24 protein-coding genes and 1 tRNA gene are annotated in these 24,752 nt (G+C 58.2%); 18 read left to right on the top strand and 7 right to left on the bottom strand.

From position 1 onward, the window contains the following. Positions 1 to 58 precede the first annotated feature (58 nt). Complete coding sequence (locus tag M2375_RS00265) at positions 59 to 961, bottom strand: HTH-type transcriptional regulator ArgP (RefSeq protein WP_259163208.1); 903 nt, start codon at positions 959 to 961, stop codon at positions 59 to 61. 70 nt (positions 962 to 1,031) lie between these two features. Between M2375_RS00265 and M2375_RS00260 the strand changes: the two genes are divergently transcribed. Beyond that, positions 1,032 to 1,694 carry a LysE/ArgO family amino acid transporter gene (locus M2375_RS00260; protein WP_259163206.1) on the top strand — a complete coding sequence of 221 codons (663 nt, stop codon included), beginning with the start codon at positions 1,032 to 1,034 and terminating at the stop codon, positions 1,692 to 1,694. A 231-nt stretch (positions 1,695 to 1,925) separates the two neighbouring features. Then, positions 1,926 to 2,381, top strand: coding sequence for an ABC transporter substrate-binding protein (locus M2375_RS00255; protein ID WP_259163204.1), 456 nt, complete (start codon positions 1,926 to 1,928; stop codon positions 2,379 to 2,381). Positions 2,382 to 2,459: 78 nt separating this feature from the next. Here M2375_RS00255 and M2375_RS00250 read toward each other — a convergent pair whose 3' ends face one another. Next, on the bottom strand, positions 2,460 to 2,714 hold the full coding sequence (locus M2375_RS00250; protein WP_259163203.1) for a DUF3820 family protein: 255 nt from the start codon (positions 2,712 to 2,714) through the stop codon (positions 2,460 to 2,462). 199 nt (positions 2,715 to 2,913) lie between these two features. Between M2375_RS00250 and M2375_RS00245 the strand changes: the two genes are divergently transcribed. Then, on the top strand, positions 2,914 to 3,702 hold the full coding sequence (locus M2375_RS00245) for a MetQ/NlpA family ABC transporter substrate-binding protein (protein WP_259163202.1): 789 nt from the start codon (positions 2,914 to 2,916) through the stop codon (positions 3,700 to 3,702). Between the two features lie 180 nt (positions 3,703 to 3,882). Beyond that, a complete protein-coding gene (locus tag M2375_RS00240; RefSeq protein ID WP_259163201.1) occupies positions 3,883 to 5,184 on the top strand; it encodes a UDP-N-acetylglucosamine 1-carboxyvinyltransferase in 1,302 nt (433 codons plus the stop codon). A gap of 75 nt (positions 5,185 to 5,259) precedes the next feature. Here M2375_RS00240 and M2375_RS00235 read toward each other — a convergent pair whose 3' ends face one another. Then, positions 5,260 to 6,168: a DMT family transporter gene (locus tag M2375_RS00235; protein ID WP_259163200.1), complete on the bottom strand. Its 909-nt coding sequence runs from the start codon at positions 6,166 to 6,168 to the stop codon at positions 5,260 to 5,262. Between the two features lie 101 nt (positions 6,169 to 6,269). Here M2375_RS00235 and M2375_RS00230 point away from each other — a divergent pair, with 101 nt between their 5' ends. Continuing rightward, positions 6,270 to 6,743, top strand: a complete 474-nt coding sequence (locus M2375_RS00230; protein ID WP_259163199.1) for an Lrp/AsnC family transcriptional regulator — start codon at positions 6,270 to 6,272, stop codon at positions 6,741 to 6,743. A 26-nt stretch (positions 6,744 to 6,769) separates the two neighbouring features. Here the strand turns inward: M2375_RS00230 and M2375_RS00225 are convergent, their stop codons facing one another. After that, on the bottom strand, positions 6,770 to 7,522 hold the full coding sequence (locus M2375_RS00225) for a hypothetical protein (protein ID WP_259163198.1): 753 nt from the start codon (positions 7,520 to 7,522) through the stop codon (positions 6,770 to 6,772). Positions 7,523 to 7,842: 320 nt separating this feature from the next. Between M2375_RS00225 and thrS the strand changes: the two genes are divergently transcribed. The 9 genes from thrS (at position 7,843) to M2375_RS00180 (ending at position 16,090) form a co-directional block, all read left to right on the top strand. Next, the gene (thrS, locus tag M2375_RS00220; protein WP_259163196.1) at positions 7,843 to 9,774 is read left to right on the top strand and encodes a threonine--tRNA ligase; all 1,932 of its coding nucleotides are present in this window, start codon (positions 7,843 to 7,845) and stop codon (positions 9,772 to 9,774) included. Between the two features lie 84 nt (positions 9,775 to 9,858). Further along, positions 9,859 to 10,479, top strand: a complete 621-nt coding sequence (gene infC / locus M2375_RS00215) for a translation initiation factor IF-3 (protein ID WP_259163195.1) — start codon at positions 9,859 to 9,861, stop codon at positions 10,477 to 10,479. A gap of 230 nt (positions 10,480 to 10,709) precedes the next feature. Beyond that, positions 10,710 to 10,913 (top strand): 50S ribosomal protein L35, encoded by a 204-nt coding sequence (gene rpmI / locus M2375_RS00210; protein ID WP_259163194.1) that lies wholly within the window; start codon positions 10,710 to 10,712, stop codon positions 10,911 to 10,913. Positions 10,914 to 10,939: 26 nt separating this feature from the next. Next, positions 10,940 to 11,299 carry a 50S ribosomal protein L20 gene (rplT, locus tag M2375_RS00205; protein WP_021025157.1) on the top strand — a complete coding sequence of 120 codons (360 nt, stop codon included), beginning with the start codon at positions 10,940 to 10,942 and terminating at the stop codon, positions 11,297 to 11,299. Between the two features lie 143 nt (positions 11,300 to 11,442). Further along, positions 11,443 to 12,498 (top strand): phenylalanine--tRNA ligase subunit alpha, encoded by a 1,056-nt coding sequence (pheS, locus tag M2375_RS00200; protein ID WP_259163188.1) that lies wholly within the window; start codon positions 11,443 to 11,445, stop codon positions 12,496 to 12,498. A gap of 150 nt (positions 12,499 to 12,648) precedes the next feature. Then, a complete protein-coding gene (gene pheT / locus M2375_RS00195; RefSeq protein ID WP_259163187.1) occupies positions 12,649 to 15,102 on the top strand; it encodes a phenylalanine--tRNA ligase subunit beta in 2,454 nt (817 codons plus the stop codon). Between the two features lie 22 nt (positions 15,103 to 15,124). After that, positions 15,125 to 15,451 carry an integration host factor subunit alpha gene (locus tag M2375_RS00190; RefSeq protein ID WP_182324515.1) on the top strand — a complete coding sequence of 109 codons (327 nt, stop codon included), beginning with the start codon at positions 15,125 to 15,127 and terminating at the stop codon, positions 15,449 to 15,451. 112 nt (positions 15,452 to 15,563) lie between these two features. Beyond that, positions 15,564 to 15,995, top strand: a complete 432-nt coding sequence (locus tag M2375_RS00185) for a MerR family transcriptional regulator (RefSeq protein ID WP_259163185.1) — start codon at positions 15,564 to 15,566, stop codon at positions 15,993 to 15,995. Between the two features lie 18 nt (positions 15,996 to 16,013). Beyond that, a tRNA-Pro gene (locus M2375_RS00180) sits at positions 16,014 to 16,090 on the top strand. Between the two features lie 190 nt (positions 16,091 to 16,280). On the opposite strand, the gene M2375_RS00175 is transcribed toward M2375_RS00180, so the two are convergent. Both M2375_RS00175 and M2375_RS00170 read right to left on the bottom strand, forming a co-directional pair. Further along, a complete protein-coding gene (locus M2375_RS00175) occupies positions 16,281 to 17,249 on the bottom strand; it encodes an acyl-CoA desaturase (protein ID WP_259163184.1) in 969 nt (322 codons plus the stop codon). A gap of 122 nt (positions 17,250 to 17,371) precedes the next feature. Next, entirely contained in the window at positions 17,372 to 17,806 is a 435-nt protein-coding gene (locus M2375_RS00170) for a hypothetical protein (protein WP_259163182.1), read from the bottom strand. A 792-nt stretch (positions 17,807 to 18,598) separates the two neighbouring features. Here M2375_RS00170 and M2375_RS00165 point away from each other — a divergent pair. The 4 genes from M2375_RS00165 to M2375_RS00150 all read left to right on the top strand — a co-directional run bounded on the left by M2375_RS00165 (position 18,599) and on the right by M2375_RS00150 (position 23,016). Next, entirely contained in the window at positions 18,599 to 19,234 is a 636-nt protein-coding gene (locus M2375_RS00165) for a M35 family metallo-endopeptidase (protein ID WP_259163180.1), read from the top strand. A gap of 175 nt (positions 19,235 to 19,409) precedes the next feature. Further along, positions 19,410 to 19,694 carry a hypothetical protein gene (locus M2375_RS00160; RefSeq protein ID WP_259163178.1) on the top strand — a complete coding sequence of 95 codons (285 nt, stop codon included), beginning with the start codon at positions 19,410 to 19,412 and terminating at the stop codon, positions 19,692 to 19,694. A 170-nt stretch (positions 19,695 to 19,864) separates the two neighbouring features. After that, complete coding sequence (locus M2375_RS00155; protein WP_259163176.1) at positions 19,865 to 20,041, top strand: hypothetical protein; 177 nt, start codon at positions 19,865 to 19,867, stop codon at positions 20,039 to 20,041. A gap of 485 nt (positions 20,042 to 20,526) precedes the next feature. After that, complete coding sequence (locus M2375_RS00150) at positions 20,527 to 23,016, top strand: DNA polymerase II (protein WP_259163175.1); 2,490 nt, start codon at positions 20,527 to 20,529, stop codon at positions 23,014 to 23,016. A gap of 37 nt (positions 23,017 to 23,053) precedes the next feature. Here the strand turns inward: M2375_RS00150 and M2375_RS00145 are convergent, their stop codons facing one another. Continuing rightward, the gene (locus tag M2375_RS00145; RefSeq protein ID WP_259163172.1) at positions 23,054 to 24,655 is read right to left on the bottom strand and encodes a bifunctional aspartate transaminase/aspartate 4-decarboxylase; all 1,602 of its coding nucleotides are present in this window, start codon (positions 24,653 to 24,655) and stop codon (positions 23,054 to 23,056) included. Positions 24,656 to 24,752 lie beyond the last annotated feature (97 nt).

Here is a 24,752-nt window from a genome sequence, read left to right as displayed (position 1 = left end):
GCCTGTTCGCATCATAGGTGCAGCGGCCTGCACCAGGCTGACAGACGGGTGCTGAAGATCAAGGCGCGGGCGTGAGCACCCGGCTGGCAGCCCGCATGACGCAGTCGGTCAGGCGTGCCAGGCTGGCTTGCGCGCTGCGCGGCAAGGCCCAGTACAGCGGCACATCAAGCGGGTTATCGGGCACCAGCGGCACCAAGATGCCGCGTGCAAGCTGGTCGGCAATCAGCACCGTGGGGTGCATGCCCCAGCCCATGCCAATCTCGCAGGCGCGCACATAGCCCTGGTTGGAGGGCAGAAAATGCCGGGGCCCGCTGCCCCGCGATGCCAGGCCATGGGCTTGCAGCCACTGGTCCTGGAGCCGGTCCTTGCGGTCAAAGGTCATGATCGGGGCCTGCGCCAAACTCTGGGTGTTGACGCCCTGCGCAAAATAACGCGCCATGAACCCAGGGCTGGCCGCTGCCACATAGCGCATGGTGCCCAGCGGCCAGCTGTTGCAGCCGGGGATCTGGCCGCTGGTGCCGGTGACGGCACCCAGCACGGCGCCTTCGCGCAGTGCCTGCGCGGTGTGGTCCTGGTCGTCGACGCGCAGGTCCAACAGCTCGTTGCCGGCGGCGGTGAACTCGGCCATCGCCTCCATGAACCAGGTCGAGAGCGAATCGGCATTGACGGCCAGCTTGATGGTGGGGGCGACCGGCGCGTCGGGCAGCAGATCGGGGTTGCTGCGGCGCAAGGCGTTCTCCAGCAGCGCGACCTGCTCCAGGTGCAGGCACAGGCGCAGGCCCGCCTCGGTGCCCGTGCAGGGGTTGCCGCGCTGCACCAGCACCTGGCCGGTGCGCTCCTCCAATTGCTTGATGCGCTGCGACACCGCCGACGGCGTGACATGGAGTTTTTTGGCTGCGCGCTCAAAGCTGCCTTCGCGCACCACGGCCGCCAGAGCCGCCAGTCCAAGATAATCCAGCATTTAGTTTTGCTTCATTTGACTAAGATTCTTTAATTTTACTTATTTAATGACGCGCCGCACAATGGCTGCCATGTGGACAACAACAATGGCTTCAACTTGGCTGGCAGGCTTTACGGTTTGCCTGTCCTTGATCGTCTCGATCGGTGCGCAAAACCTGTATGTGCTGCGCCAGGCAGTGAGCGGCGAGCATGTGCGCGCCTGCGTCGCCTGGTGCGTGGTCAGTGATGCGCTGCTGATCGGCATCGGCGTGGCCGGCATGGCCCAGGTGCTGGGCGAATCGCCCACCCTGGCCTACTACCTGACTTTGGGCGGTGCGATCTTTTTGCTGGCCTACGGCCTGATGGCCCTGTGGCGCATGGCCGTGCCGGCTGGCGCTGCATCTGCAACCGATGGCCCGGCGGCGCCCACTGCGGCAGCGCGGCGCGGTTTGTGGCGCGTGCTCGGTGCCTTGGTGGTCATCACCTTGTTCAACCCCCATGTCTACCTGGACACGGTGGTGCTGGTGGGCACGATCGGTGCGCGCCAGGATGGCAGCCTGAAATGGATCTTTGTGCTGGGTGCGGCCTGCGCCAGCCTGGCCTGGTTTGTGATGCTGGCCAGTGCCGGCCGACGCCTGCAAACCCTGTTTGCCAAGCCTCTGGCCTGGCGCGTGATGGATGGCTTTACCGGCGTGATGATGTTGGCGCTGGCCTGGTGGGTGTACAGCGGCCTGGAGAGCACGGGGGGCGCCTGACCAAAGCGCAGGCAGGCGGCGGCGAAAGCCTTGCAGATCGCCCCCTGCCGTGCGCTTGCTCTACAATATTTGTAGCTGCGCGCTACGCATAACGAATAACCAAAGCCGAGCCATACCGCTGCCGGCAGGTGCTTCCAAGCACTTGAATTCTCAGCGCTTCCCCTCATGTACCCCTGGTAGGCACGCAGGCACCACGCCTGCAGCCCTGGCCTTTTATTTGGAAAATTCGTCGTGAACCCCTCTTTTCGCACCTCTGCATCCGTTCTTGCTTTGACCATCGCCGGCCTGGTTTTGCCAGGTCTGGCCCACGCCAAGCGCATGGGTGGCGGTGTCAAGCGCCCCGCAGCCACGCAAAAGGCGGCACCAGCCCCTGCCGCCAAGCCTGCAACGCCAGCAGCGGCTGCACCTGCAGCGGCTGCCCCCGCTGCGGCAGCACCAGCGGCTGCGGCACCGGCCGCCGGCGGCTCCGGCATGATGGGCACCATGGGCGCGGCTGCCGTGGGCGCCGTTGCTGGCACCATGGCCGGCAGTGCCATGGCGGGCGCCATGGGCGGTGACAAGAGCAAGGAAGAAACCGCAGCCAAGGAAGCCGAAGCCAAGAAGGCTGAAACCGAAGCCGCCGATCTGCAGAAAAAAGCAGATGAAGCCAAGGCCAAGGCCGACGCAGCCCGCTCTGCCGTCAAGTAAACCAGCCGTCCCAGGCCTGTGCTGTTCCAGCCAGGCCTGCACCAAACGACCCGCAGCTGCTTGCAGCCTGCGGGTTTTTTAATGGCGCGGTGGCGTGGCGGGGGGAGGCAGGCTGGCGCGCAAAGGCTGCAGCAGCTCGCCCAGGCCGTTGTGGTCGATCTCGTGCATCAGCGCCAGCAGCCGGCCCAGGTCCCCTTTGGGAAAGCCTTCACGCGCAAACCAGTTGAGGTAGTTGCCCGGCAAGTCGGCAATCGCACGGCCCTGGTACTTGCCAAAGGGCATGGGGGTGGTGAGCAGGCGCAGCAGCTGCTCGGGGTCAAACGGGGTAGACATGGGCGAAAGCATAGCGCGATCACACCGCCCGCTGACTGCGTTGGGTGGGTATAAAGATCAAATTCTTTATAACCAAATCTCTTTATATTCTTTGATCGATATGCTGATTAGGGCTAGACTTGTGTTGTCTTGATTCAGTCCCATCAAGAAAAATCTCGTGTCATAGCCGGGCTGGTCTTTCTCATTTGTCAAAAAAACCATGTTCAAAAAAACGCTTTCCGTTCTTGCCATCGCGGCCCTGGCCGTGTCTGCCCATGCTGCTGATGTGGTGCTGAAAGTGGCGGCCTCGCCGGTGCCACATGCCGAGATTCTCAATTTCATCAAGCCCAAGCTGAAGGCCGAGGGTGTGGATCTGCAAGTGCGCGAATTCAGCGACTACATCCAGCCCAATGCCGCCGTGGAAGACAAGCAGCTCGATGCCAACTTCTTCCAGCACCAGCCTTACCTGGACAGCTACAACAAGGACCGCAAGAGCTCGCTGGTGCAAGTGCCCAACGGCAAGGTGCATGTGGAGCCCTTTGGTGCCTACTCCAAAAAAATCAAGAACATCAAGGATCTGAAGGATGGCGCGACGGTGGCCATTCCCAATGACCCGTCCAATGGCGGCCGGGCCTTGCTGCTGCTGCAAAAGCACGGCCTGATCGAGCTCAAGGACGCGTCCAAGCTGACCTCCACCCCGCTGGATATCGCCAAGAACCCCAAGAAGCTCAAGTTCAAGGAACTCGAAGCGCCCCTGCTGCCCCGCGCGCTGGGTGATGTGGATCTGGCCCTGATCAACACCAACTACGCGATTGAAGCCAAGCTCAATCCGACCAAGGATGCGCTGTTCATCGAAGGCGCTGATTCGCCCTACACCAACATCATTGCTGCACGTGCTGACCGCGCCAATGACGAAGCCATTGCCAAGCTGACCCGCGCCTTGCATGGCGAGGATGTGAAGAAGTTCATCCTGGAAAAGTACAAGGGCGCTGTCGTGCCTGCGTTCTAAGCAGGTAAGGACTTGCCCAGCCAGGGCATGGCACCAGACAAAACACTTTGTTGACGGCTATTTACAAAAGGCACTCTAACCGAGTGCCTTTTGTTGTTTTGGACGCTGTACCATGCAGGGTCGGCCCGGATAGCGCACACTGCCACGGGCCACTCCAGAATTCGCGACCTCCCCCCATCCATGTCCAAACTCATCGTGCACGGCGGCACCCCTTTGCAGGGCCGCATCATTCCCTCGTCCAACAAGAATGCAGTCTTGCCCGTGCTGTGTGCCACCTTGCTGACGGACCAGCCCCTGGTGCTCCACGGCGTGCCCGACATCACCGATGTGCGCAAGATCCTGGACATTTTCGGCAAGCTCGGGTCCAGTGTGGAGATGGACTACGCCAGCGGCGTGCTCCAACTGCACCACCGCGATACGCATTTTGATGCCTGCAAGCACCACCTGCCCGAGGAGATGCGATCGTCCATCATGCTGGTGCCGCCGCTGCTGGCCCGCTTTGGCGTGGCGCGGCTGGAGGACAACGTCAAGGGCTGCACCCTGGGTGTGCGCGAGATCGATCCGCACATCGAGGTGTTCCGCCGCTTTGGGGGCCGGGTCGAGCATGGCGAGGGCTCGCTGATCGTGCGCTGCGATGGCCCGCTGCAGGCCACCCAGCATTGGCTGGACTATGCCTCGGTCACCACCACTGAGAATTTTGTGCTGTGCGCAGCCACCGGCCAGGGCAGCTCGGTGCTGACCAATGCCGCCTGCGAGCCGCATGTGCAGGAGTTCTGCCGTTTCATGGCCATGCTGGGTGCCCAGATCGAGGGCATCGGCACCTCGCGTCTGACCGTGCATGGCGTGGCGCAGCTGGGCGGGGGTGAATTCCACTTCGAGGAAGACTTCCACGAGATCACCACCTTCCTGGCGCTGGGCGCCATCACCGGTGGCGATGTGCAGGTGCGCAACCGCACGCCTGACAACTTCCCGCTGATCGACCGCACCTTTGCCAAGTTTGGCGTGCAGATCGAGCACAAGGACGGCTGGTCGCGTGCCATCCGCAAGGGCCCGCTCAAGGTCGAGACGCCTTTCACCCGCAATGTGCTGACTAAGGTGGAGGCCGCTCCCTGGCCTTATTTCCCGGTCGATCTGCTGCCGATCTTCATCGCGCTGGGCGTGCGCGCTGAGGGCAATGCCATGTTCTGGAACAAGGTCTATGACGGCGCGCTGGGCTGGACCGGCGAGCTGTCCAAGTTCGGCGCCCATGTGTTCTCGTCTGACCCTCACCGCATCGTCACGCTGGGCGGCAACCCGCTGAGCCCTGCCGTGGTCGAGAGCCCCTACATCATCCGCGTGGCCATTGCCTTGTTCATGGTGGCCGCCAGCATTGAAGGCCGCTCCGAAATCCGCAATGCCGCGCCCATCAAGCGCGCACACCCGCGCTTTGTGGAGAACCTGCAGAGCCTGGGCGCCAAGGTGGAGTGGGCGGGCGAGAACTAAGCTAGCAGCCTGTAGCCAACAAAAAAGCGCTTGCCGTGTAGACGGCAGGCGCTTTTTTATCGCGTCAAGAACCGGTCAGGCGACCGCCGGCCCCTCGGCCTTGGCCGCCGCCGGTTGCGGTGTAGAAGGCTTGGCCGTCAGTGCGCTGCCCATGGCCGCAAACATGATCAGCCCAATCGCCGACCACTGGGTGGCGCTGAGCAGCTCGCCCAGCACCAGCATGCCGGCAATCGCCGCAATGGCCGGCTCCGTCGCCAGCATGGTCGAAAAGGCACCTGAGCTCAGCCGTTTGAGCGCAAACATCTCCAAGGTATAGGGAAGGGCGCTGGAGATGGCCGCCACCGCCAGGCCATAGAGCAAGATGGAGGGCTGCAGCAGTTTGGCGCCCGCCTCGGCAATGCCAAAGGGCACCACGACCACGGCGGCGGTCAGCAAGGCCAGCGACACCACCATGCCGCCATGCATATGGCCAGCGCGCTTGCCCAGCACAATATAGCCAGCCCAGCAGGCCGAGGCCATGATGGCGTAGCACAGGCCTACCGGATCGAGCGTGCTGGTTTGCACGCCAAACATCGGCAGCACCAGCAGCAAGAACAGGCCCAAGGCCGCCAGGCCCAGCCAGACCAGATCGAGCAGCCGGCGCGAGGTCCACACCGCCACCGACAGCGGGCCGACAAATTCGATAGCCACCGTTACGCCAAAGGGCAGGCGCTTGATCGCCATGTAGAACAGCAGGTTCATGAGCCCCAGCACCACGCCAAAAATCGCGATCTGCCCCAGGTTTGCCTTGCTAGGGCCAAAGCGCCATGGGCGCCAGATGAGCAGCAGCAGCAGCGCAGAAAAGCCCACACGCAGGGCGGTGGTGCCCTGCGCACCCACGACGGGGAACAGGTGTTTGGCAAAGCTGGTGCCCAGGCACAGCGCACTGACCGAGCCCAACACGGCCAAGGAGGGCAGCAGGCGCTGCCAAAGAGAATCTTGCATGGCCGAGATAATATTGCAGATGCACCAAGTAAATTGCGCGAAAAATCACTGCCAAATGCAAGTTTCACTCTTGCCGTGCAGCGCTCCCTCAGGACCCTGTGATGAATGCTGAACTCGATGCCTTCGACCTGGCCATTTTGGCCATCCTGCAGCGCGACAACCTGCGCCCCCAGCGCGAGGTGGCCGAGCTGGTCAACCTGTCACCGGCCGCTGTGCAGCGCCGTATTCGCCGCCTGCAAGACAGCGGCGTGATTGCGGCCAACACGGCGCAACTGAGCCCCGAGGCCGTTGGCCGGCCGCTGACCATCTTTATCGAGGTGCAACTGGTCAATGAGCTCGATGCGCTGACCCAGGGCTTCCGCGCCCGGGTGGCGGCCGAAGCGGCGGTGCAGCAGTGCTATGCGGTCACCGGCCAGACCGACTACCTGCTGGTGGTGACCGCCCGTGACATGCAGGAGTACCAGGCCATCACCCAGCGGCTGTTTGACGGGGACCAGAACGTCCAGCGCTTTACCACCTCGATCGCGCTGGCCACGCTCAAGCGCAGCCTGCATTTGCCGCTGCCGGTGCGCTGAAATTTTTTGGGGGAAGGGCAGGGCGCTTAGCGCGCCACGGCCTGCACCGGCAGAAACTGCAGCAAACTGCCACCGGCGAGCCCCTGCACATAGCCAATCACTGCACGCCGGTATTTTTCAGACACAACATCGGCCATCAGGTCATTGCGGGCAATCATCTTGCCAAACTCGCGCTCAAAGCTCAGGTTGCGCTCGCTGGTGTTGAGCTCGTTGCTCAGCAGCATGGCCTGCCCATTGCCCAGCTTGCGGTGGGCCAGCATCCAGTTGGCAATCTCCAGATTGCGCGAGGCGTTGTAGACCGACTGGGCATCGAGCCCATGGATCATGTAAAAGGTGGTGCGGCCGCCATAGGCGGTGATCAGCATGTCGGCGGTGGCCCAGGTGAAGGCAGCGACCCGGTCGCCGGCAAACTCGGGTGCCAAGGCCATGCTCATGCCGGCAATGTCGCGTTGATCCAACAGTTCCGGCCAGGGCTGCTGGTTTTCTATCGCTTCGCGCACGGCTTTCATCGCCGCCTCGCGGTTGTCAAAGCCGCCTTTGCGCCATTCCTGCGGATTGCGGCGGTAAAGCTTGTCCATCAGCACATAGAGGCTTTGCAGGTTGGCGCGCATGCTCAAGGTGGCCATGCGGTTCACATCGGACTGGCCCCATTCCTGGGCCTGCATGTCGCGCTCGGGGACTTTGCCACGGGTGGCGGGGGTGCTGGAGCAGCCCCCTTGCAGCAATAACGCAGCCAGGCAGGCGGACATTCCAACAGATCGGGCGTAGCGATAGGGCATATCAAATCGTCAAGGACTGCTATCGTTTTGATTATGGCAAGCCTGGTAGCGCATCGATTGCGGGAAGACCAGCAGATTGCATCAGAATGTGGGAAAATGACAGTCGTTTTAGATTACATCCACTGGTAAGAGCGAGAAAGGCAAGATCGGTTATGACACCGCGAACTACAACCACTTGGGGTTTGACTGGCCAGTAAGGCCGGTGGTTCGCGCCTGTACGACGATTTCGTCTCCTCACACCAAAGCGCGGACAAGTTCCGCGCTTTTTGCTTTTTTGGCGGCGCGGTTGGGTCTCCGCTCACGAATATTTAGGATTTCTCATGGTTCAAATTACGCTTCCCGATGGTTCCAAGCGCGACTATCCCGGCCCCGTGTCGGTGGCAGAGGTCGCTGCATCGATTGGCGCTGGCCTGGCCAAGGCCGCGCTGGCGGGCAAGGTGGGTCTGGGTGACAACGCCAAGGTGGTAGACACCAGCTTTGTCATTGACCGCGACATGCCACTGGCCATCGTGACGGCCAAGGATGCCGATGGCCTGGAAGTGATCCGCCACTCCACCGCCCACTTGCTGGCCTACGCGGTCAAGGAGCTGTTCCCTGAAGCCCAGGTCACCATTGGCCCGGTGATTGAAAACGGCTTCTACTACGACTTCGCCTACAAGCGTCCCTTCACGCCGGAAGACCTGGTCGCCATCGAAAAGCGCATGTCCGAACTGGCCAGCAAGGACGAGGCCATTGTGCGCCGCGTGCTGCCGCGTGATGAAGCCGTGGCTTACTTCAAGGGCCTGGGCGAGAACTACAAGGCCGAAATCATTGCGTCGATCCCGAGCAATGAAGATGTGAGCCTGTACCGTGAAGGCGCGTTTGAAGACCTCTGCCGTGGCCCCCACGTGCCCAGCACCGGCAAGCTCAAGCACTTCAAGCTGATGAAGGTGGCCGGCGCTTACTGGCGCGGCGACCACAACAACGAGATGCTGCAACGCATCTACGGCACGGCCTGGACCAGCAAAGATGAGCTGCAGCAGTACCTGACCATGCTGGAAGAGGCCGAAAAGCGCGACCACCGCAAGCTGGGCCGCGAATTGGACCTGTTCCACATCGACGAGCATTCGCCCGGCACCGTGTTCTGGCACCCCAAGGGCTGGAGCATCTGGCAAGAGGTGGAGCAGTACATGCGCCAGGTCTACCGCGACAACGGTTACCAGGAGGTCAAGGGCCCCCAGATTCTGGACAAGAGCCTGTGGGAGAAGACGGGCCACTGGGACAAGTACCGCGAGAACATGTTCACCACCGAGTCGGAAAAGCGCGAATACGCGCTCAAGCCGATGAACTGCCCCGGCCACATCCTCATCTACAAGCAAGGCATCAAGAGCTACCGCGATCTGCCGCTGCGCTTTGGTGAGTTTGGCGCCTGCCACCGCAACGAACCCACGGGCTCGCTGCACGGCATCATGCGTGTGCGCGCCTTTACGCAAGATGATGGCCACATTTTCTGCATGCCCGACCAGATCCAGGCCGAGGTGACTGCGTTCACCGCGCTGCTGCAAAAGGTCTATGCCGACTTTGGCTTCCACAACATTCTCTACCGCTTGTCGACCCGCCCTGAAAAGCGCATTGGCTCCGATGAGAGCTGGGACGCGGCCGAAGCGGCACTGGCCGAAGGCCTGCGCGCCTCGGGTTGCGAGTTTGAATACCTGCCGGGTGAGGGTGCGTTCTACGGTCCCAAGATCGAGTACACCTTGAAGGACGCACTGGGCCGCGAATGGCAGTGCGGCACCATCCAGGTCGACCCGAACCTGCCCGAGCGTCTGGATGCGGAGTTTGTCGGTGAAGATGGCGAACGCCACCGCCCCATCATGCTGCACCGTGCCATCGTTGGCTCGCTGGAGCGCTTCATCGGCATCCTGATCGAGCAGCACGCTGGCGCGCTGCCCGCCTGGCTGGCGCCCACGCAGATTGCGGTGCTCAACATCACCGATGCGCAAGGCGCTTATGTGCAGGAAGTGGCCGACAAACTGCGTAAGGCCTTGCCATTCCAAGGGTTGCGTGTGGTTACCGATCTGCGCAACGAGAAGATTACGTATAAAATACGGGAGCATTCGTTGCAAAAGCTGCCCTATATCCTTGTCGCTGGCGATAAGGAAAAGGTAGCCGGAGCCGTAGCAGTGCGCGCCCGAGGCGGAAAAGACCTCGGTGTGATGTCCGTCGATGCATTCGTCGAATTGATTGCCAAGGACATTGCCGCTAAAGCGTAATAGGCCTTTTGAGGCACTTGAAGCTTTGGACAGCGTGGACTGCGTCATTAGCAGCTACGCTGTCGTAGCTTTTAAATTATTAGGGTGAAAGCCATAGCTACTGAATTCCGTGATCGTCGCCACCGTGAAGAACGCAAACACCGCTTGAACCGTGAGATTCAAGCCTCTGAAGTGCGTCTGTCCGGTCCTGAAAATGAACCAATGGGTATCGTGCCGCTGATGGAAGCGCTGCGCATGGCCGGTGAGATGGACGTTGACCTGGTGGAAATTGTCGCCACGGCCACGCCTCCCGTGTGCCGCTTGATGGACTACGGCAAGTTCAAGTACCTGGAGCAAAAGAAGGCGGCTGAGGCCAAGGCCAAGCAGACCGTCATCGAAATCAAGGAAGTCAAATTCCGCCCAGGCACCGATGATGGCGACTACAACGTCAAGATGCGCAACATCCGCCGCTTCCTGGCCGAAGGCGACAAGGTCAAGGTGACCCTGCGTTTCCGTGGTCGTGAAATCACCCACCAGAATCTGGGCATGGATTTGCTCAACCGCATTCGTGACGAATTGGTCGACCTGATCCAGGTTGAGCAGTTTCCCAAGCTCGAAGGCCGCCAGATGATCATGATGATCGCCCCGGCGCGCAAGAAGCCTGGCGCCCCTGTGGCGAGCAAGCCTATGGGTGAGGGGAATTCCTCGCCAGTAGCCACGGCTTAAAGAAGCGGTTAGAATACCGGATTACCGACAAGCGGCTTAGGCCGCTTTCGGTTTTTAGCAGGGCAGCGGCAGCAATGGTGGGGCTTTAGGGCTTCCAGCAGTGCAGCCAACACCTTGCGCATTGATAGAGTAGATCTGATCTAGGTCTGTCACAGAAGTGGCTCGGGGCCAAAACAAGTTCTGTCATGTGGATGGAACGCCTCACGAGCACAAACATAAGGAGCATTAATATGCCCAAAATGAAGACCAAAAGCAGCGCGAAGAAGCGTTTTCGCGTTCGTCCAGGTGGTACCGTCAAGCGCGGTCAAGCCTTCAAGCGTCACATCTTGACCAAGAAGAGCACCAAGAACAAGCGCCATCTGCGTGGTGCAACCGCTGTGCATGAGACCAATATGGGTCACATGGCACAAATGTTGCCCGGCATGGGCTTGTAATTCACTGACGAACTAGGAGAAAACACATGCCTCGCGTCAAACGTGGTGTAACGGCACGCGCCCGTCACAAAAAAGTTCTGGCCCTTGCTAAGGGTTTCCGCGGTCGCCGTGGTAACGTCTTCCGCGTTGCTAAGCAAGCGGTAATGAAGGCAGGCCAGTACGCCTACCGTGACCGTCGTACCAAGAAGCGCGTGTTCCGCCAATTGTGGATCGCCCGTATCAATGCCGCTTCCCGTGAACTGGGCCTGACCTACAGCCAGTTCGCCAACGGCCTGAAGAAGGCTGCCATTGAGATCGACCGCAAGATGCTGGCCGATATCGCCGTGCACGACAAGGCTGCTTTTGCAGCTATCGTCGACCAAGTCAAGGCCAAGCTGGCTGCCTAAGGTCACGATCGGTAGTTACTGTTGATTTAGTAGCTGCTGGTGCACACACAGCAAGGGCTAGGGCTTGAAAAGGCGCTAGCCCTTGTTTTTTTATCGCCAGGCTGCTTTTGGCGGCCTCGGCATTAAAGCCGATAAGAGTCGATATGAACGAGTTGGATTCTCTGGTCGAAAGCGCGCAGCAACTGTTTGCGCAGGCCCATACCCCTGCTGATCTCGAAAACGCCAAGGCGCAGTTTTTGGGCAAGTCGGGCAAGATGACCGAGCTCATGAAGGGCATGGCGCAGCTTTCCGTCGAAGAGAAAAAATCGCGCGGCGCTGCCATCAACGTGGCCAAGCAGGCGATTGAAGCGGCACTGACCGCCCGCCGCAAGGCGCTGGCCGATGCCGAGCTGCAAGCCCACCTGAAGGCCGAAGTGCTGGATGTGACCTTGCCCGGCCGTCGCCGAGGCAGCGGTGGTCTGCACCCGGTGTCGATCACGATGGAACGCATCGAAGGCATCTTCGGCTCCATGGGTTTCGATGTGGCCGAAGGCCCCGAGATCGAGTCCGACTGGTTCAACTTCACCGCGCTCAACACGCCGGAAGACCATCCTGCGCGTTCCATGCACGACACCTTCTATGTAGAAGGCGGCACAGCGCAGGCGCCCAATCTGCTGCGCACGCACACCAGCCCCATGCAGGTGCGCCACGCAGTCCAGCACGTCAAGCGCTACCGCAACCTGCTCGATGCCGGCCAGACCATGCCCGAGATCCGGGTGATTGCGCCGGGCCGTACCTACCGCGTCGATTCGGACGCCACCCACTCGCCGATGTTCCACCAGTGCGAAGGCCTGTGGATCGGCGAGAACGTGAGCTTCAAGGACTTGAAGGTCGTGTTCACTGATTTCTGCAAGACCTTCTTCGAGCAGGAAGACCTGGTGCTGCGCTTCCGCCCCAGCTTCTTCCCGTTCACCGAGCCCTCCGCCGAGATCGACATCCAGTTCCAAAGCGGGCCGCTGGCCGGCCGCTGGCTGGAAGTATCGGGCGCCGGACAGGTGCACCCCAACGTGGTGCGCAACATGGGCCTGGACCCCGAGAAATACATTGGCTTTGCCTTTGGCATGGGCCCTGATCGCCTGACCATGCTGCGCTATGGCGTCAACGACCTGCGCCTGTTCTTTGACGGTGACATCCGTTTCCTCTCGCAGTTTCAGTCATGAAAACGGAGCGGACGGTGCTGCAGATCTGCGAAGCAATCCCCAGCCACCCGGCGGCTCGCACCGCCAACCGCTCCCTATTGAAAAGCCAGAACGCCCGGCCCGCCGATGCCCTAAATGGCGCAGCAGGCCTGAACGCCAAAGAGTCCGACTATGCAATTTCCTGAATCCTGGTTGCGCCAATACTGCAACCCGTCGCTGACCACCCAAGAGCTGGCCGATACCTTGACCATGGCTGGTCTCGAGGTCGAAGAGCTCGACCCCGTGGCCCCTCCCTTCACCGGCATCGTGGTCGGTGAGATCAAAGAAGCCGTGCAGCACCCCGATGCCGACCGCCTGCGCATCTGCCAGGTCGATGTCGGTGGCACCGAGCTGCTGAGCATCGTCTGCGGCGCGCCCAATGCGCGCGTGGGCATTCGCATCCCTTGCGCCACGGTGGGCGCCGAGCTGCCACCCGGTGCGGATGGCAAGCCCTTCAAGATCAAGATCGGCAAGCTGCGCGGCGTGCAAAGCTTTGGCATGCTGTGCTCGGCCAAGGAGCTGGGCATTGCCGACGACCACGGCGGCCTGCTGGAGCTGCCTGCTGATGCGCCGCTGGGCCAGAATGTGCGCGAGTACCTGAACCTCGACGACACCTTGTTCACCCTCAAGCTCACGCCCAACCTGGCGCACTGCTTGTCGGTCTACGGCGTGGCGCGCGAGCTGTCGGCGCTGACCGGCACGCCGCTCAAGGCGCTGTCCTTCCCGGCCGCTGCTGTGGCTTCGCAAGACAAGCTGCCGGTCAAGATTGAGGCGACGGATCTCTGCGGTCGTTTCTCCGGCCGCATCGTGCGCAACGTCAACACCCAGGTCAAGACCCCGCAGTGGATGGTCGACCGCCTGGCCCGCTGTGGCCAGCGCGCTGTCAGCCCTCTGGTGGACATCTCCAACTATGTGATGTTTGAGCTGGGTCGCCCCAGCCACATCTTCGATCTGGACAAGATCAGCGGCGGTTTGAGCGTGCGCTGGGGCAAGCAGGGCGAGAGCCTCAAGCTGCTCAATGGCAACACCATCGAAATTGCTGATGTGCTCCAAGTCGGCGTGATCGCCGATGCACACGGCCTCGAATCGCTGGCCGGCATCATGGGTGGCGACGCAACGGCTGTGTCGGACGACACCAAGAACATCTATATCGAAGCGGCCTTCTGGTACCCCAAGGCCGTCGCCGGTCGCTCGCGCCACTTCAACTTCTCGACCGACGCGGGCCACCGCTTCGAGCGCGGTGTCGATCCCCAGTTCACCACCGAGCACATCGAGCGCATCACCCAGCTGGTGCTGGAGATCTGCGGCACCCCCGAGACCCAGGTCGCCGTGATGGACGACCAGCAGCCCAACATGCCTGCGCCCAAGACGGTGCAATTGCGCGTGGCACGTGCGGCCAAGGTCATCGGCATGCCGGTGACCCAGCAGCAGTGCCTCGACGCCCTCAATGGCCTGGGCCTGCCTGCCACTGTGGCGCAGGAGGGCGTGATCAGCGTGACCGCGCCGACCTTCCGCTTTGACATCAATCTGGAAGAAGACCTGGTTGAAGAAATTGCGCGGATGGTTGGCTACGAGAACCTGCCCACCAGCAAGCCCCTCGCGCCCATCTCGCCCAAGCTGCGTGCCGAGAACTCTCGCAGCCCCTACGCCGTGCGCCATGCGCTGGCAGGCCTGGGCTACCAAGAGACGATCAACTTCAGCTTTGTCGAAGAGAAGTGGGAGCAGGAGCTGGCTGGTAACCACCAGGCCATCAAGCTGCTCAACCCCATCGCCAGCCACCTGAGCGTGATGCGCTCTTCGTTGCTGGGCTCGCTGCTGCAAGTGCTCAAGTTCAATGTGGACCGGAAAGCTCAGCGTGTGCGCGTGTTCGAGCTGGGTCGCGTGTTCTTCAAGGACGACGCGGTGGTCGAATCCGATACCACCGTCAAGGGCTTCCACCAGCCCATGCGCGTGGCCGGCCTGGCCTATGGCGCAGCTGACCAGCTGCAATGGGGCCAGAGCGAGGCCAAGGTCGATTTCTACGACGTCAAGGGCGATGTCGAGGCGCTGCTCGCCCCGCTCAAGCCCGTGTTTGAAGCCGCCGAACACCCCGCATTGCACCCCGGCCGCTGCGCCCGTGTGCTGCTGGACGGCAAGGCCATCGGCTTTGTCGGCGAGCTGCATCCCCAATGGCGCCAGGAATGGGATCTGGCACAAGCGCCCGTGATGTTTGAGCTGGCCCTGGATGCCGTGCTGGCACGCCAGGTGCCGGTGTTCGCACCCGTGGCCAAGCACCAGATGGTCGAGCGCGATATCGCCGTCGTGGTCAAAGAGGCCGTCACCCATGCCCAGATCATGCAGGCCATCACGGCAGCCAGCGCAGCTGCTATCCTGCGCAGTGCTGTGCTGTTTGACGTGTTCCGGCCCAAGAAGCTCAAGGCCGGCGAAGAAGCCGCTGCCGGCAGCCTGGCCCAGGACGAGAAGAGCCTGGCCGTGCGTCTGAGCCTCGGCCATGACGAGCGCGCGCTGGAAGACACCGAGATCGAAGCGGCCGTGCAGGCCGTGGTTGAACAACTCCAACAAAGCCTGGGCGCGCGTCTGCGCTGATCCCACACGCGAGGATTGCTATATGGAATTCACCGTCGAGAGCCTGGAACAACCTGCGCTGACCAAGGCGCAGCTGGCCGATATGCTGTTTGACAACATTGGCCTGAACAAGCGCGAAGCCAAGGACATGGTCGACGCCTTTTTCGACCTGATCTCGGAGAGCTTGATCAAAGGCGAAGATGTGAAATTGTCGAGCTTTGGCAATTTTCAGGTGCGCATGAAAAAAGCCCGCCCCGGCCGCAACCCGCGCACCGGTGAAGAGGTGCCGATCGAGGCGCGCCGCGTGGTGACCTTCCATGCCAGCGGCAAGCTCAAGGACTCGGTGCAGGCGCCTGCAGACATGGCATAAGGCCAGCCTGCAGGCACCGCGAATGGCAGTGCTAACGTGCTGCCAGTCAAACCGTCGCCCGCTTTCGCCTATATGCAACACGGCCGCTTTCGCGGCTGTTTACAATTTGTCCATGGAAAAACAGCTGCCCCCCATTCCTGCCAAGCGCTATTTCACCATCGGTGAGGTGGCTGTGCTGTGCGACGTCAAGCCGCATGTGCTGCGCTACTGGGAGCAGGAGTTCACGCAGCTGCGCCCGGTCAAGCGCCGGGGCAACCGCCGCTACTACCAGCACCATGAGGTGCTTATGATCCGCCGCATCCGTGAGCTGCTCTATGAGCGCGGCTTCACCATCAGTGGCGCGCGCAACCAGCTCCAGTCGCTGCCAAGAGGCCAGGCTATGTTCGATGCGCTGGAAGACGACAACATGTTCGCACTGCAGGAAGAGGGCGCTGCCACCCTGGCCGATGGCACGCGAGAATCCATCGAACCCATCAACTGGCAGCAAGCCGCGCTGGAGTTGCAAGAAATTCGTCGCATTCTTTCCGGAGACCCCGAAAACTAGGTATATAATTCAAGTCTTCGGAATGTAGCGCAGCCTGGTAGCGCACTTGCATGGGGTGCAAGGGGTCGCGAGTTCGAATCCCGCCATTCCGACCAAAAAGACAAGGACTTAGCTCGAAAGAGCTAAGTCCTTTTTCTTTTGTCCGGACCTTGGGATCTGTATAGGGTAAATCGGTCGAAATTGGCGCATACCATTGCTGGAGACCGTGACCTTGTCCCGTCAGCGTCAATGCCCCACGGCTTCCTTAAGCCACAGGCAAGGGGTAAGGCAATTATTCGGTTCCGCTTATAGGTCCTCCGCGGTAGCTGATCTCCGGCGGCGATCCAGTTCAATAGCGCCGATACCATCGTAGGCTCGCAATTCAGCTCGTTCGGGAAGTGCAGCCGGCAGTCGTATCTCCCAAACCAGACCAAGCTTTTGTAGCACCACTAACGCCCACCAGCCGGGATCCCATTCCCCTGGGAATAATCCAAGGCGAGCTGACGCCGGAAAGGCATGGTGGTTGTTATGCCATGACTCGCCCATGGTGAGCAGCGATGTGAAGCGGATGTTGCGCCCCTGTACCGCTGCGCCATGAACTTCATAGTGCATTGAGCCATGGTTGTGAGCAAAGTATCCAATCATCCAGTGGCCAATGACGCCTGCAGTGACGCGGGCGCAACTTCCCCAGAACACAAATCCCCACCCGCCTAATGCGTAAAACAGCAATGCTAAAGGTAGTTGTTGCAGCATCCAAGTGCGTTCGAGAAATTGGTAAAACCGGTCGCTAGCAATCCTTGACTCAATCTTTAACTGCGGCGGGTTACTCAAATGCAAATCGCAGTGGAACTGCCACCATGCATCACGCCAAAAGGAGCTACCGTGGCGAAGGTATTCGTGGCATTTTGGCAATCGCTGGGCAAAGTCGCGTAAGTCATGCTGGCTTAGTAAACCCAGTGGGCCGGCGAGGCCAACTTGTACGCCGCAATACACAAATGCATATTCCAGCCACTTGGGACACTGATAGCTGTCATGGATTAGCTTGCGATGGCTGCCAAGAGAATGCCCAAGAAGAAGGACAGTGGCTGTCGTCACTAGGAAAACGACGAACGCACCCCAGCTAAATGTGAGGATGCCTCCCAACAGCGCAGCGACCAGCATGAAGCTAAGCCACAGAGACTTGGCTGGTGAATAAAGCACTTTGCCATTGACGACGCTATCGATGTCATTTGTCTGGATCCGATGATTTTCCCGGCTGCTGAGGAGTGCAGTCATATCTCTTTCCTTGCTCTAAGTTAATGTTAGGAAAGCTTAATCCAATGCATAAAGATAAGTCTGATTTTAACAACGATCCAAAGTGTGATTTTTTAATTTTTGGGATCTGACCAATCTTCTACTCACCTGCTGTTGCCTCCGCAGCAATTTCCACTCCTTTTGCACTGAGGTTGAATAGATATTTGAATTTCATTTATGGTTTTGGTTTTTTCTAGTGATGCAGACGGATCATGAGATGTTTGGCCATATTTTATTTCTGTTTGTTCTTCAAGCAACGGTGTAATTAAAGAAGTAATATTTTGAACCCTTTGGTTGGAAATGGCGTTGAAATGCTGGTTATTTTCTATTGATTCTGAGAAGATGATAATATATTTAATTCCTTCTCCTTCTCTCCAAAATATTAACCACTTAGCAATCTCTTTAGCCTTTTTGCTTCCTATCGTTGTATCTGTAGGGTCAAAATTAATATAGTGTTGCAAGTCGGGTATCACGCATCCTTTAGCTGAAAATGTGATGACGAAGGAAATGCTAAAAATGATGGATTTTAAAATTTTCATAACTTTTCAAAAAATTAATTCCAAATGGTATGGCTTTTTAATTTATGCTGATTCTTGGTTTAGGTAGTAAATTAAATAGTTTTTTAATATGTATTTGCCCGAATTCTCTTGAGTCAGATAAGTTCTGGATATTTTCTTTCATAGCCAAGTGAAAACTTGGGTTCGTTCAGTATGATAGCGATTGCTATACACGCACATGTTTACAAATGAAATTGTCTGGGTAAAAATTTCCATGAAGTCTTCGATGGTAAATGACTCTTGCCATACTCATTGTGAAATATGTTACCAAGTCTGTTCTTGGTCACAAAGTTTTTGTTAATTTCACATTGGATAGAGTGAGCGATATTATTATAAATAAAAGATATAAAGGCTTGTATTTTTTGCGAGTTATTCTAAATATCTATCTATAATTACTAGGGCTATATCAAAGCATATTTTTTTGAATTTTACATTTTGTCTTTAAATGGCTGCCATGAATTGCATATCATTAGGTTGATTGAAAATTATCTTGACATTGAGGTGATGTGCTAATTCATTGGTCTATTGCGTTATGCATATATTGATAAATTGCTATTTCCTTTAGGTTGAGTTTTTTGATGATTTTCATATGCTTGATGTATTATCAATGGAGGAGTTATGCCAATATTTAGGGTGCCTGGTCCTTTAGGTGTGGATGTTCCAGGGGCAGGGAGTCTCGGAAGAGGTCCATTTAATATCAACGGAATACACCAAGCACCTAGTTGTGGTTCTAATGGCGGCTGCGATCCCTACCATGCGATGCAGCCTCATTACATGGCGCACAAGCAGTCTCCTTTAGATGCTCCTGAGTGGGATGGGGTCGTTAATATTTGCTATGACGTCAAAGGGCAGCGGTTTGGTGAGTTGATGATGAGTTTGCGAGACTCTGCGATAAGCTATACACAAGACAGGCGCGCTGAGCTATCGCGTTGGGATGAAATCAGTAAAGCACGAACCAAAAGATGGTTCAATAGTTCAGACGATGAAATCCGCGACTACCTGCTTCCTATTCTTGATTCAGTGATAAGAGTCCTGAAGTCTCTTGCCCCTGAGAATTTTGTTTACGACACAGCGGAAAACAACGTTCAAGCAGGTTGCTTGCCTGGGCAAGGCATGGTCTTGACTGGAGTTCTTGCTTCGGTATGCGCAGTCGATATCGTAGAGCATCGCATAGCTATAAATATGGGGTTTTTTGAAGCGCCGAAAATGGGTTATCTATATGAAAGTCACAGTTTTGGATTTAGAGATTCGCAGTTGCTGACACTTATTCATGAAGTGACGCATTTTCATGATGTTGCAAGTTCTATTGATGATTTTTATGGTGTTAACAATGCGACTAGAAACGTTGCGAATGTCAAAGCGAGGATGAATGCTGATAACTTGGCGGCATATATTTTGGCGATAGCTTGAATGTTCACTATTCACAAGGAGGTGAAATGGGTGTTATTAAATATGTGTTGATGATTGTTTTCTTGATTGCTAATTCCAATGCCGTAGCATGTAAGCTTGGAAATCTCGAGAAGTTCATTGAATTTGAGAAGGACAGTACAACTATAGGAGCCTCAAGAGCGAGAGATATTGCATTGTGGTTATTGATTGGCGAGATATTGATGGTATTAGTTCGGTTTTGGTTGTTACTCATTACAATGAAGATAATAATGCAAGTCACAATATTTCAAATATGCGCTTAAGCAATGTCTCTGAATTGCTTGCTCCACTTGTGGCGCAAAAGGTAAAAATTGAATATCTTAATTGGCCCAAGAAGCCAGATTCAAAAGTAGTTGATAATTATTATTTCAATACGCTGGGAATTAGCATTCAACCCAAGTGCATCGAAACGCATTCGTGTTGCGGAGGTAATATGCGCTGACGGAGAATTTAGATGGGTGTATTTTTAATTGCGAGAAATTTCTGATTTTTTCAAAATTCTCTTATGTGAAAATTAGCTTTCTATATTTTTGTGCAATTTTATAGTTTTGGTTATTTGAGGGGTGGGAAATGAATGCTATAAGGTTAATGCTGTTTAATTTATTGTTGGTGATGAGTTTTTCTGCAATGGCATGCAAGCCATTTGGCCTTGAGAAGTATATTGAGTACGAGAAGGGTAATACAACCATAGGTGCTTCCACTGCAAAGAATATTGCCTTGTGGTTTATTGATTGGCGAGATATTGATGGAATTAGTTCGATTTTGGTTTATGTTTATTATGATGACTAAAGTGAAATGAGTAAAAGTATTTCTGATGAACGTTTAAATAATGTGTCGAGGTTGCTTGCTCCTTTAGTTGAGGGAAAAGTAAAGATTGAATATATTAATTCACCACGAAAGTCAGATTCAACAGCAGTTGATAATTATTATTTTAATGTGCTGGGGATTAGCATTCAACCCAAGTGCATCGAAACGCATTCGTGTTGCGGAGGTAATATGCGTTGACAAAAATTTGGATGAATGCATTTTTTGAATTGCAAGCGATTTCTGGTTTATGCATTTTTATTTTCTCGAAAGCGAGCGAATTCCGCTTTTGTTGAAAAATTTCTTATCCCAGCGGCCCCTGCAGGATAGGTTCAGCAACTCCCTTTCTTTGAGGAACCAAGAAGGACCAGCGCCATCGCAGAATTCAGCTAGCCAGGCACGATGGCTGCACCGAGCGACGACAATAGAAGGAGCTGCCGTCAGCGCCCTTCTGCTTCGCCCCCTCTACCGTGCCCACCACCCCCCGCCAAGGATTCATCCTGACCCGCCACTGGCGGGACACAGCTGCGGGCACCGAGATTGAGTACTGGCTAGCAAGTGAAGCCGGCCCGCTGAAGGTGGTGCTGACAAAGCAGGTGTCGGTGGCCTTCGTCGAGGCCCGGCACCGGGTCACTGTGCAAACCCAGCTGCTGGCCATGCCCGGAATGGAGTTGCGGGAGCTGGCCCTGAAAAGCTTTCAGCAAGAGCCGGTGCTGGGCGTCTATGCCAAGCACTACCGGCAGTTGGGCAAACTCGCGCGTGGCTTGAAGCAGCTCGATGTATCGCTGCTCGAAGCCGATGTGCGGCCCCATGAGCGCTATTTGATGGAGCGCTTTATCACCGCTGGGGTTCAGATCGAGGGCGGGCAGCTGCAGGGCGGGGCCGTGGTGGACTGCAAGCTGTTGCCCGCGCCAGCCTACCGGCCTGCGCTCAAAGTCGTGTCGCTCGATATTGAAACCAGCCAACACCAGGATCTGTACTCGATAGCGCTGGATGGCGTGGGCGAGCGCGTGGTGTTCATGCTGGGCGAAGCACCTGCGCCAGCTGCACAAGCTGCACAAGCAGAACAAGCAGAACAAGCAGAGCAAGCAGAGCAAGCAAAACAAGCAAAACAAGCAAAACAAGCAAAACAAGCAGAACAAGCAGAACAAGCAGCGCAAGCAGACCAGGCCCGTGATTTCACCCTCATCTACTGCGCTAGCCGCAAGGCCATGATCGAGCAGCTCAACGGCTGGTTTGCGTGCCATGACCCGGATGTCATCGTCGGCTGGAATGTGATCCAGTTTGACCTGCGGGTGCTGCAAAAGACGGCGGACGATTGCGCCACCCCGCTGCTGCTGGGACGTGAGGGCCGGCCCATTGCCTGGCGGGCGCACCCGGGCAAGCAAGACTATTGGTTCGCGCCCATGCCGGGGCGGGCGGTGATCGATGGCATCGAGGCCTTGCGGGCGGCGGTGTGGAGCTTTCCGTCGTTCAGCCTGGAGAACGTGGCCCAGGCCATGCTGGGGGAAGGCAAGGACATCGGCGACGAGTACGACAAGATGGCCGAGATCGAGCGCCGCTACCAAGAAGACAAGCCCGCGCTGGCGGCGTACAACATCCGCGATTGCGCGCTGGTGCTGCGCATTTTTGACAAGGCCAAGCTGCTGCAGTTTGCGATGGAGCGGGCCCATGCCACCGGCCTGCAGCTGGACCAGTTTGGCGGCTCCATTGCCGCGTTCAGCCACCACTACCTGCCGCGCATGCACCGCCAGGGGTATGTGGCGCCCAATGTGGGCGATGTGCGGGGCAAGTCCTCACCCGGTGGCTATGTGCTGGACTCGCGGCCGGGCTTTTATGACTCGGTGGTGGTGCTCGATTACAAAAGCCTCTACCCCTCGATCATCCGCACCTACCTGGTCGACCCGGTGGGCCTGGCAGAAGGCCTGCACGCCAGCGATACCGCGTCCCTGATTCGCGGGCCGATGGACACGCGCTTCTCGCGCGACAAGCACTGCCTGCCCGAAATTGTCACCACGCTCTGGCGTGCCCGGGATGAGGCCAAGCGCGCCCGCAACGAGCCCTTGTCCCAGGCGCTCAAGCTGGTGATGAACTCCTTTGCCGGGGTGCTGGGTGCAACGGAGTGCCGCTTTTTCAACCCGGCGCTGATCTCCTCGATCACCTTGCGCGGCCATGAGATGGTCAAGCGCACCAAGGAGCTGGTGCAGCAGCGCGGCTACGAGGTTATCTACGGCGATACGGATTCCATCTTCATCTGGCTGGGGCGCGCCCACAGCAACCAGGAGGCCCATGCGGTTGCCGCGTCGCTGGCCGGCGATATCAATGCCTGGTGGACCCAGGGCCTGCGCCAGCAGCAGAACCTGGAGAGCTTTCTCGAAATCGAGTTTGACACGCACTACAAGAAGTTCTTCATGCCCACCATCCGGGGCTCGGATGTGGGCAGCAAAAAGCGCTACGCGGGTCTGAGTGTGGATGCGGATGGCAAGGAGGCCATGGTCTACCGGGGCCTGGAGATGGCACGCAGCGACTGGACGCCGCTGGCGCGCCAGTTCCAGGAAGGCCTGCTCTCGCGCGTGTTCCAGGGCGAGCCTTACCGTGACTTTGTGATCGACTACGCGCAGGCCACCTTGGCAGGCAAGAAGGATGACTTGCTCATCTACCGCAAGCGCCTGCGCCACCGGCTGGATGCCTATGTGGCCAACCTGCCGCCCCAGGTGCGCGCCGCCCGCATGGCCGATGACTACAACCGGCGCCTGGGCCGGCCGCTGCAGTACCAAAGCGGTGGCTGGATTCGCTATGTGATGGGCAAGAACGGGCCCGAACCCTTGGAGGTGCGCCAGTCCCCCATCGACTACGAGCACTACCTGAGCAAGCAGCTGCAGCCGATTGCCGATGCCATCCTGCAGCCCCTGGGTGAGGATTTCAACAGCCTCACCTCCTTGCAGCAGGCGCTGTTCTAGCGGCCTGCGGCGGGGCTTGCCGCAGGGATTGGAGCGCTCAGGGCTTGCCCCCTGACTGGGCCTGGAACTGCGCGTACAACTCGTCCACCAGCTTGCGCAGGGCGCGGCCAATGGCGGCGTACTCGTACTCGTTCAGGTTGGCCAGCGACGCCCGGCCCGAGGGTCTGTCCGAGCCAAAGCCCCGGCCCGGCAGCAGCACAATGCCGGTCTCGTCGGCAATGCGGAACAGCATGTCGCCGGTCGACGACTGCTGCACCGCCCAGTCCGAAAACGCCTGGCCATAGAGCCGGCAGGTCACGCTTTGCAGGTCAATCAAACTGTAGTAGTTGACGGAGTTGGGGTTGTGCACTGGAGGCATGCCCAGCTCGCGGTACAAGGTGGCTTCGCGGCGGCGGATGAGCTGCTTGAGCGCCTGCTTGTAGGCATCGGCTTCATCGATCAGCGCAAACAGCGAGAACAGCACCATCTGCACCTGCTGCGGGGTCGACAGGCCGGCCGTGTGGTTCAGCGCCACCACCCGGCTGTCGGCCACCAGCCGGTCGATGAACTTGAGCGAGCGCACATCGGGCAGCAGCGAGCGGTAGCGGTGGTCCAGCTCGACCTTGGCGCTTTCGGGCAGCTGGGCCAGGGCCTTGTCAAAGATGTTCTCCTTGTGCGCGGCAATCACGCCCAGGCGCCAGCCGGTAGCGCCAAAGTACTTGGAGAAGGAATAGACCAGCAAGGTGTTGTGCGGGCAGACCGAGAACAGCGACTGGAAGTCGTCGGCAAAGGTGCCGTAGACATCGTCAGTCAGCACCATCAGATCGGGCCGGTGATCGGCAATGATGGCGTTGATGCGGTCCAGGCTGCGCTGGTCCATCTTGACCGATGGCGGGTTGCTGGGGTTGACGCAGAAGAAGATCTTGACGGCCGGGTCCTTGAGCTTGTCCAGCTCGGCATCGGAATACTGCCAGCCATTGTCCGGGTCGGCATGGATGGGCACCTCTTGCAGCGCGTACTGGGCCAGCTCCGGGATCTCGATATAGGGCGTGAACACCGGCATGCCGATGGCCACCTTGTCGCCCGCCTTGAGCAGGCCGCTGATGCGCAGGCTCTCGAAGATATAGGCCATGGCGGCGGTGCCGCCTTCTACGGCAAACAGATCCACCGACTCCACCGGCACCGCGCCGCCCGCCATCTCGCGCACGATGTACTGGCGCACAATTTTCTCGCTCACGGTCAGCATGCGCGGGGGCACCGGGTAGTTGCAGCCCAGAATGCCCTCCACCATCTCGTGCAGGAAGGCGGCCGGGTCCAGGCCCAGCTGGTCGCGCACATAGCTGAGTGACTTGGCCAGAAAACGCACGCCTTCCTGGTCGCGGTGCTCGGCCGTGTAGCGCTCAAAACGGCTCTCAATGCCTTCAATCTTGGCCAGGCCGCCGACCCCTACCGTCATGTACGAATACGACAGCTCGGACTCGGCCGCCGCAAACAGCCCCAGGCGAAAGAACGCACGACGGGGCGTGGTCGCCAGAAAGTTCGGGTTGCCGCGACCGGCATTGAGCATCAGCCGATTGGCCTTGCCCGATGCCACCTTGATCAATTCATCCTTGAGCTCGAACGGGCTCAAATGGGCCAGACGCTGGTAGTCCTGAGACATGGTGCAACTCCTTGCAGTCGTTGATAAACGGGATAAACGGAAAGAGGGGGGAGGCGGCGCAGCGCCGCCTGAATGTCCATAGCAAAGAGGGCGCAGC

The organism is Comamonas sp. BIGb0152 (assembly GCF_024809975.1).
Lineage (GTDB): Bacteria > Pseudomonadota > Gammaproteobacteria > Burkholderiales > Burkholderiaceae_C > Comamonas.
This window is presented reverse-complemented; position numbering and strand designations above follow the sequence as displayed.

Excerpts from the sequence above, each read along its gene's own strand:
- M2375_RS00250 (WP_259163203.1), bottom strand. The coding sequence starts at position 2,714 with ATGTCTACCCCGTTTGACCCCGAGCAGCTGCTGCGCCTGCTCACCACC.
- M2375_RS00185 (WP_259163185.1), top strand. The coding sequence starts at position 15,564 with ATGGAAAAACAGCTGCCCCCCATTCCTGCCAAGCGCTATTTCACCATC.
- M2375_RS00245 (WP_259163202.1), top strand. The coding sequence starts at position 2,914 with ATGTTCAAAAAAACGCTTTCCGTTCTTGCCATCGCGGCCCTGGCCGTG.
- M2375_RS00240 (WP_259163201.1), top strand. The coding sequence starts at position 3,883 with ATGTCCAAACTCATCGTGCACGGCGGCACCCCTTTGCAGGGCCGCATC.
- M2375_RS00235 (WP_259163200.1), bottom strand. The coding sequence starts at position 6,168 with ATGCAAGATTCTCTTTGGCAGCGCCTGCTGCCCTCCTTGGCCGTGTTG.
- M2375_RS00145 (WP_259163172.1), bottom strand. The coding sequence starts at position 24,655 with ATGTCTCAGGACTACCAGCGTCTGGCCCATTTGAGCCCGTTCGAGCTC.
- rpmI (WP_259163194.1), top strand. The coding sequence starts at position 10,710 with ATGCCCAAAATGAAGACCAAAAGCAGCGCGAAGAAGCGTTTTCGCGTT.
- M2375_RS00175 (WP_259163184.1), bottom strand. The coding sequence starts at position 17,249 with ATGACTGCACTCCTCAGCAGCCGGGAAAATCATCGGATCCAGACAAAT.
- M2375_RS00165 (WP_259163180.1), top strand. The coding sequence starts at position 18,599 with ATGGCGCACAAGCAGTCTCCTTTAGATGCTCCTGAGTGGGATGGGGTC.
- rplT (WP_021025157.1), top strand. The coding sequence starts at position 10,940 with ATGCCTCGCGTCAAACGTGGTGTAACGGCACGCGCCCGTCACAAAAAA.
- pheS (WP_259163188.1), top strand. The coding sequence starts at position 11,443 with ATGAACGAGTTGGATTCTCTGGTCGAAAGCGCGCAGCAACTGTTTGCG.
- M2375_RS00260 (WP_259163206.1), top strand. The coding sequence starts at position 1,032 with ATGTGGACAACAACAATGGCTTCAACTTGGCTGGCAGGCTTTACGGTT.
- M2375_RS00190 (WP_182324515.1), top strand. The coding sequence starts at position 15,125 with ATGGAATTCACCGTCGAGAGCCTGGAACAACCTGCGCTGACCAAGGCG.
- thrS (WP_259163196.1), top strand. The coding sequence starts at position 7,843 with ATGGTTCAAATTACGCTTCCCGATGGTTCCAAGCGCGACTATCCCGGC.
- M2375_RS00265 (WP_259163208.1), bottom strand. The coding sequence starts at position 961 with ATGCTGGATTATCTTGGACTGGCGGCTCTGGCGGCCGTGGTGCGCGAA.
- pheT (WP_259163187.1), top strand. The coding sequence starts at position 12,649 with ATGCAATTTCCTGAATCCTGGTTGCGCCAATACTGCAACCCGTCGCTG.
- M2375_RS00230 (WP_259163199.1), top strand. The coding sequence starts at position 6,270 with ATGAATGCTGAACTCGATGCCTTCGACCTGGCCATTTTGGCCATCCTG.
- M2375_RS00155 (WP_259163176.1), top strand. The coding sequence starts at position 19,865 with ATGAGTTTTTCTGCAATGGCATGCAAGCCATTTGGCCTTGAGAAGTAT.
- M2375_RS00225 (WP_259163198.1), bottom strand. The coding sequence starts at position 7,522 with ATGCCCTATCGCTACGCCCGATCTGTTGGAATGTCCGCCTGCCTGGCT.
- M2375_RS00170 (WP_259163182.1), bottom strand. The coding sequence starts at position 17,806 with ATGAAAATTTTAAAATCCATCATTTTTAGCATTTCCTTCGTCATCACA.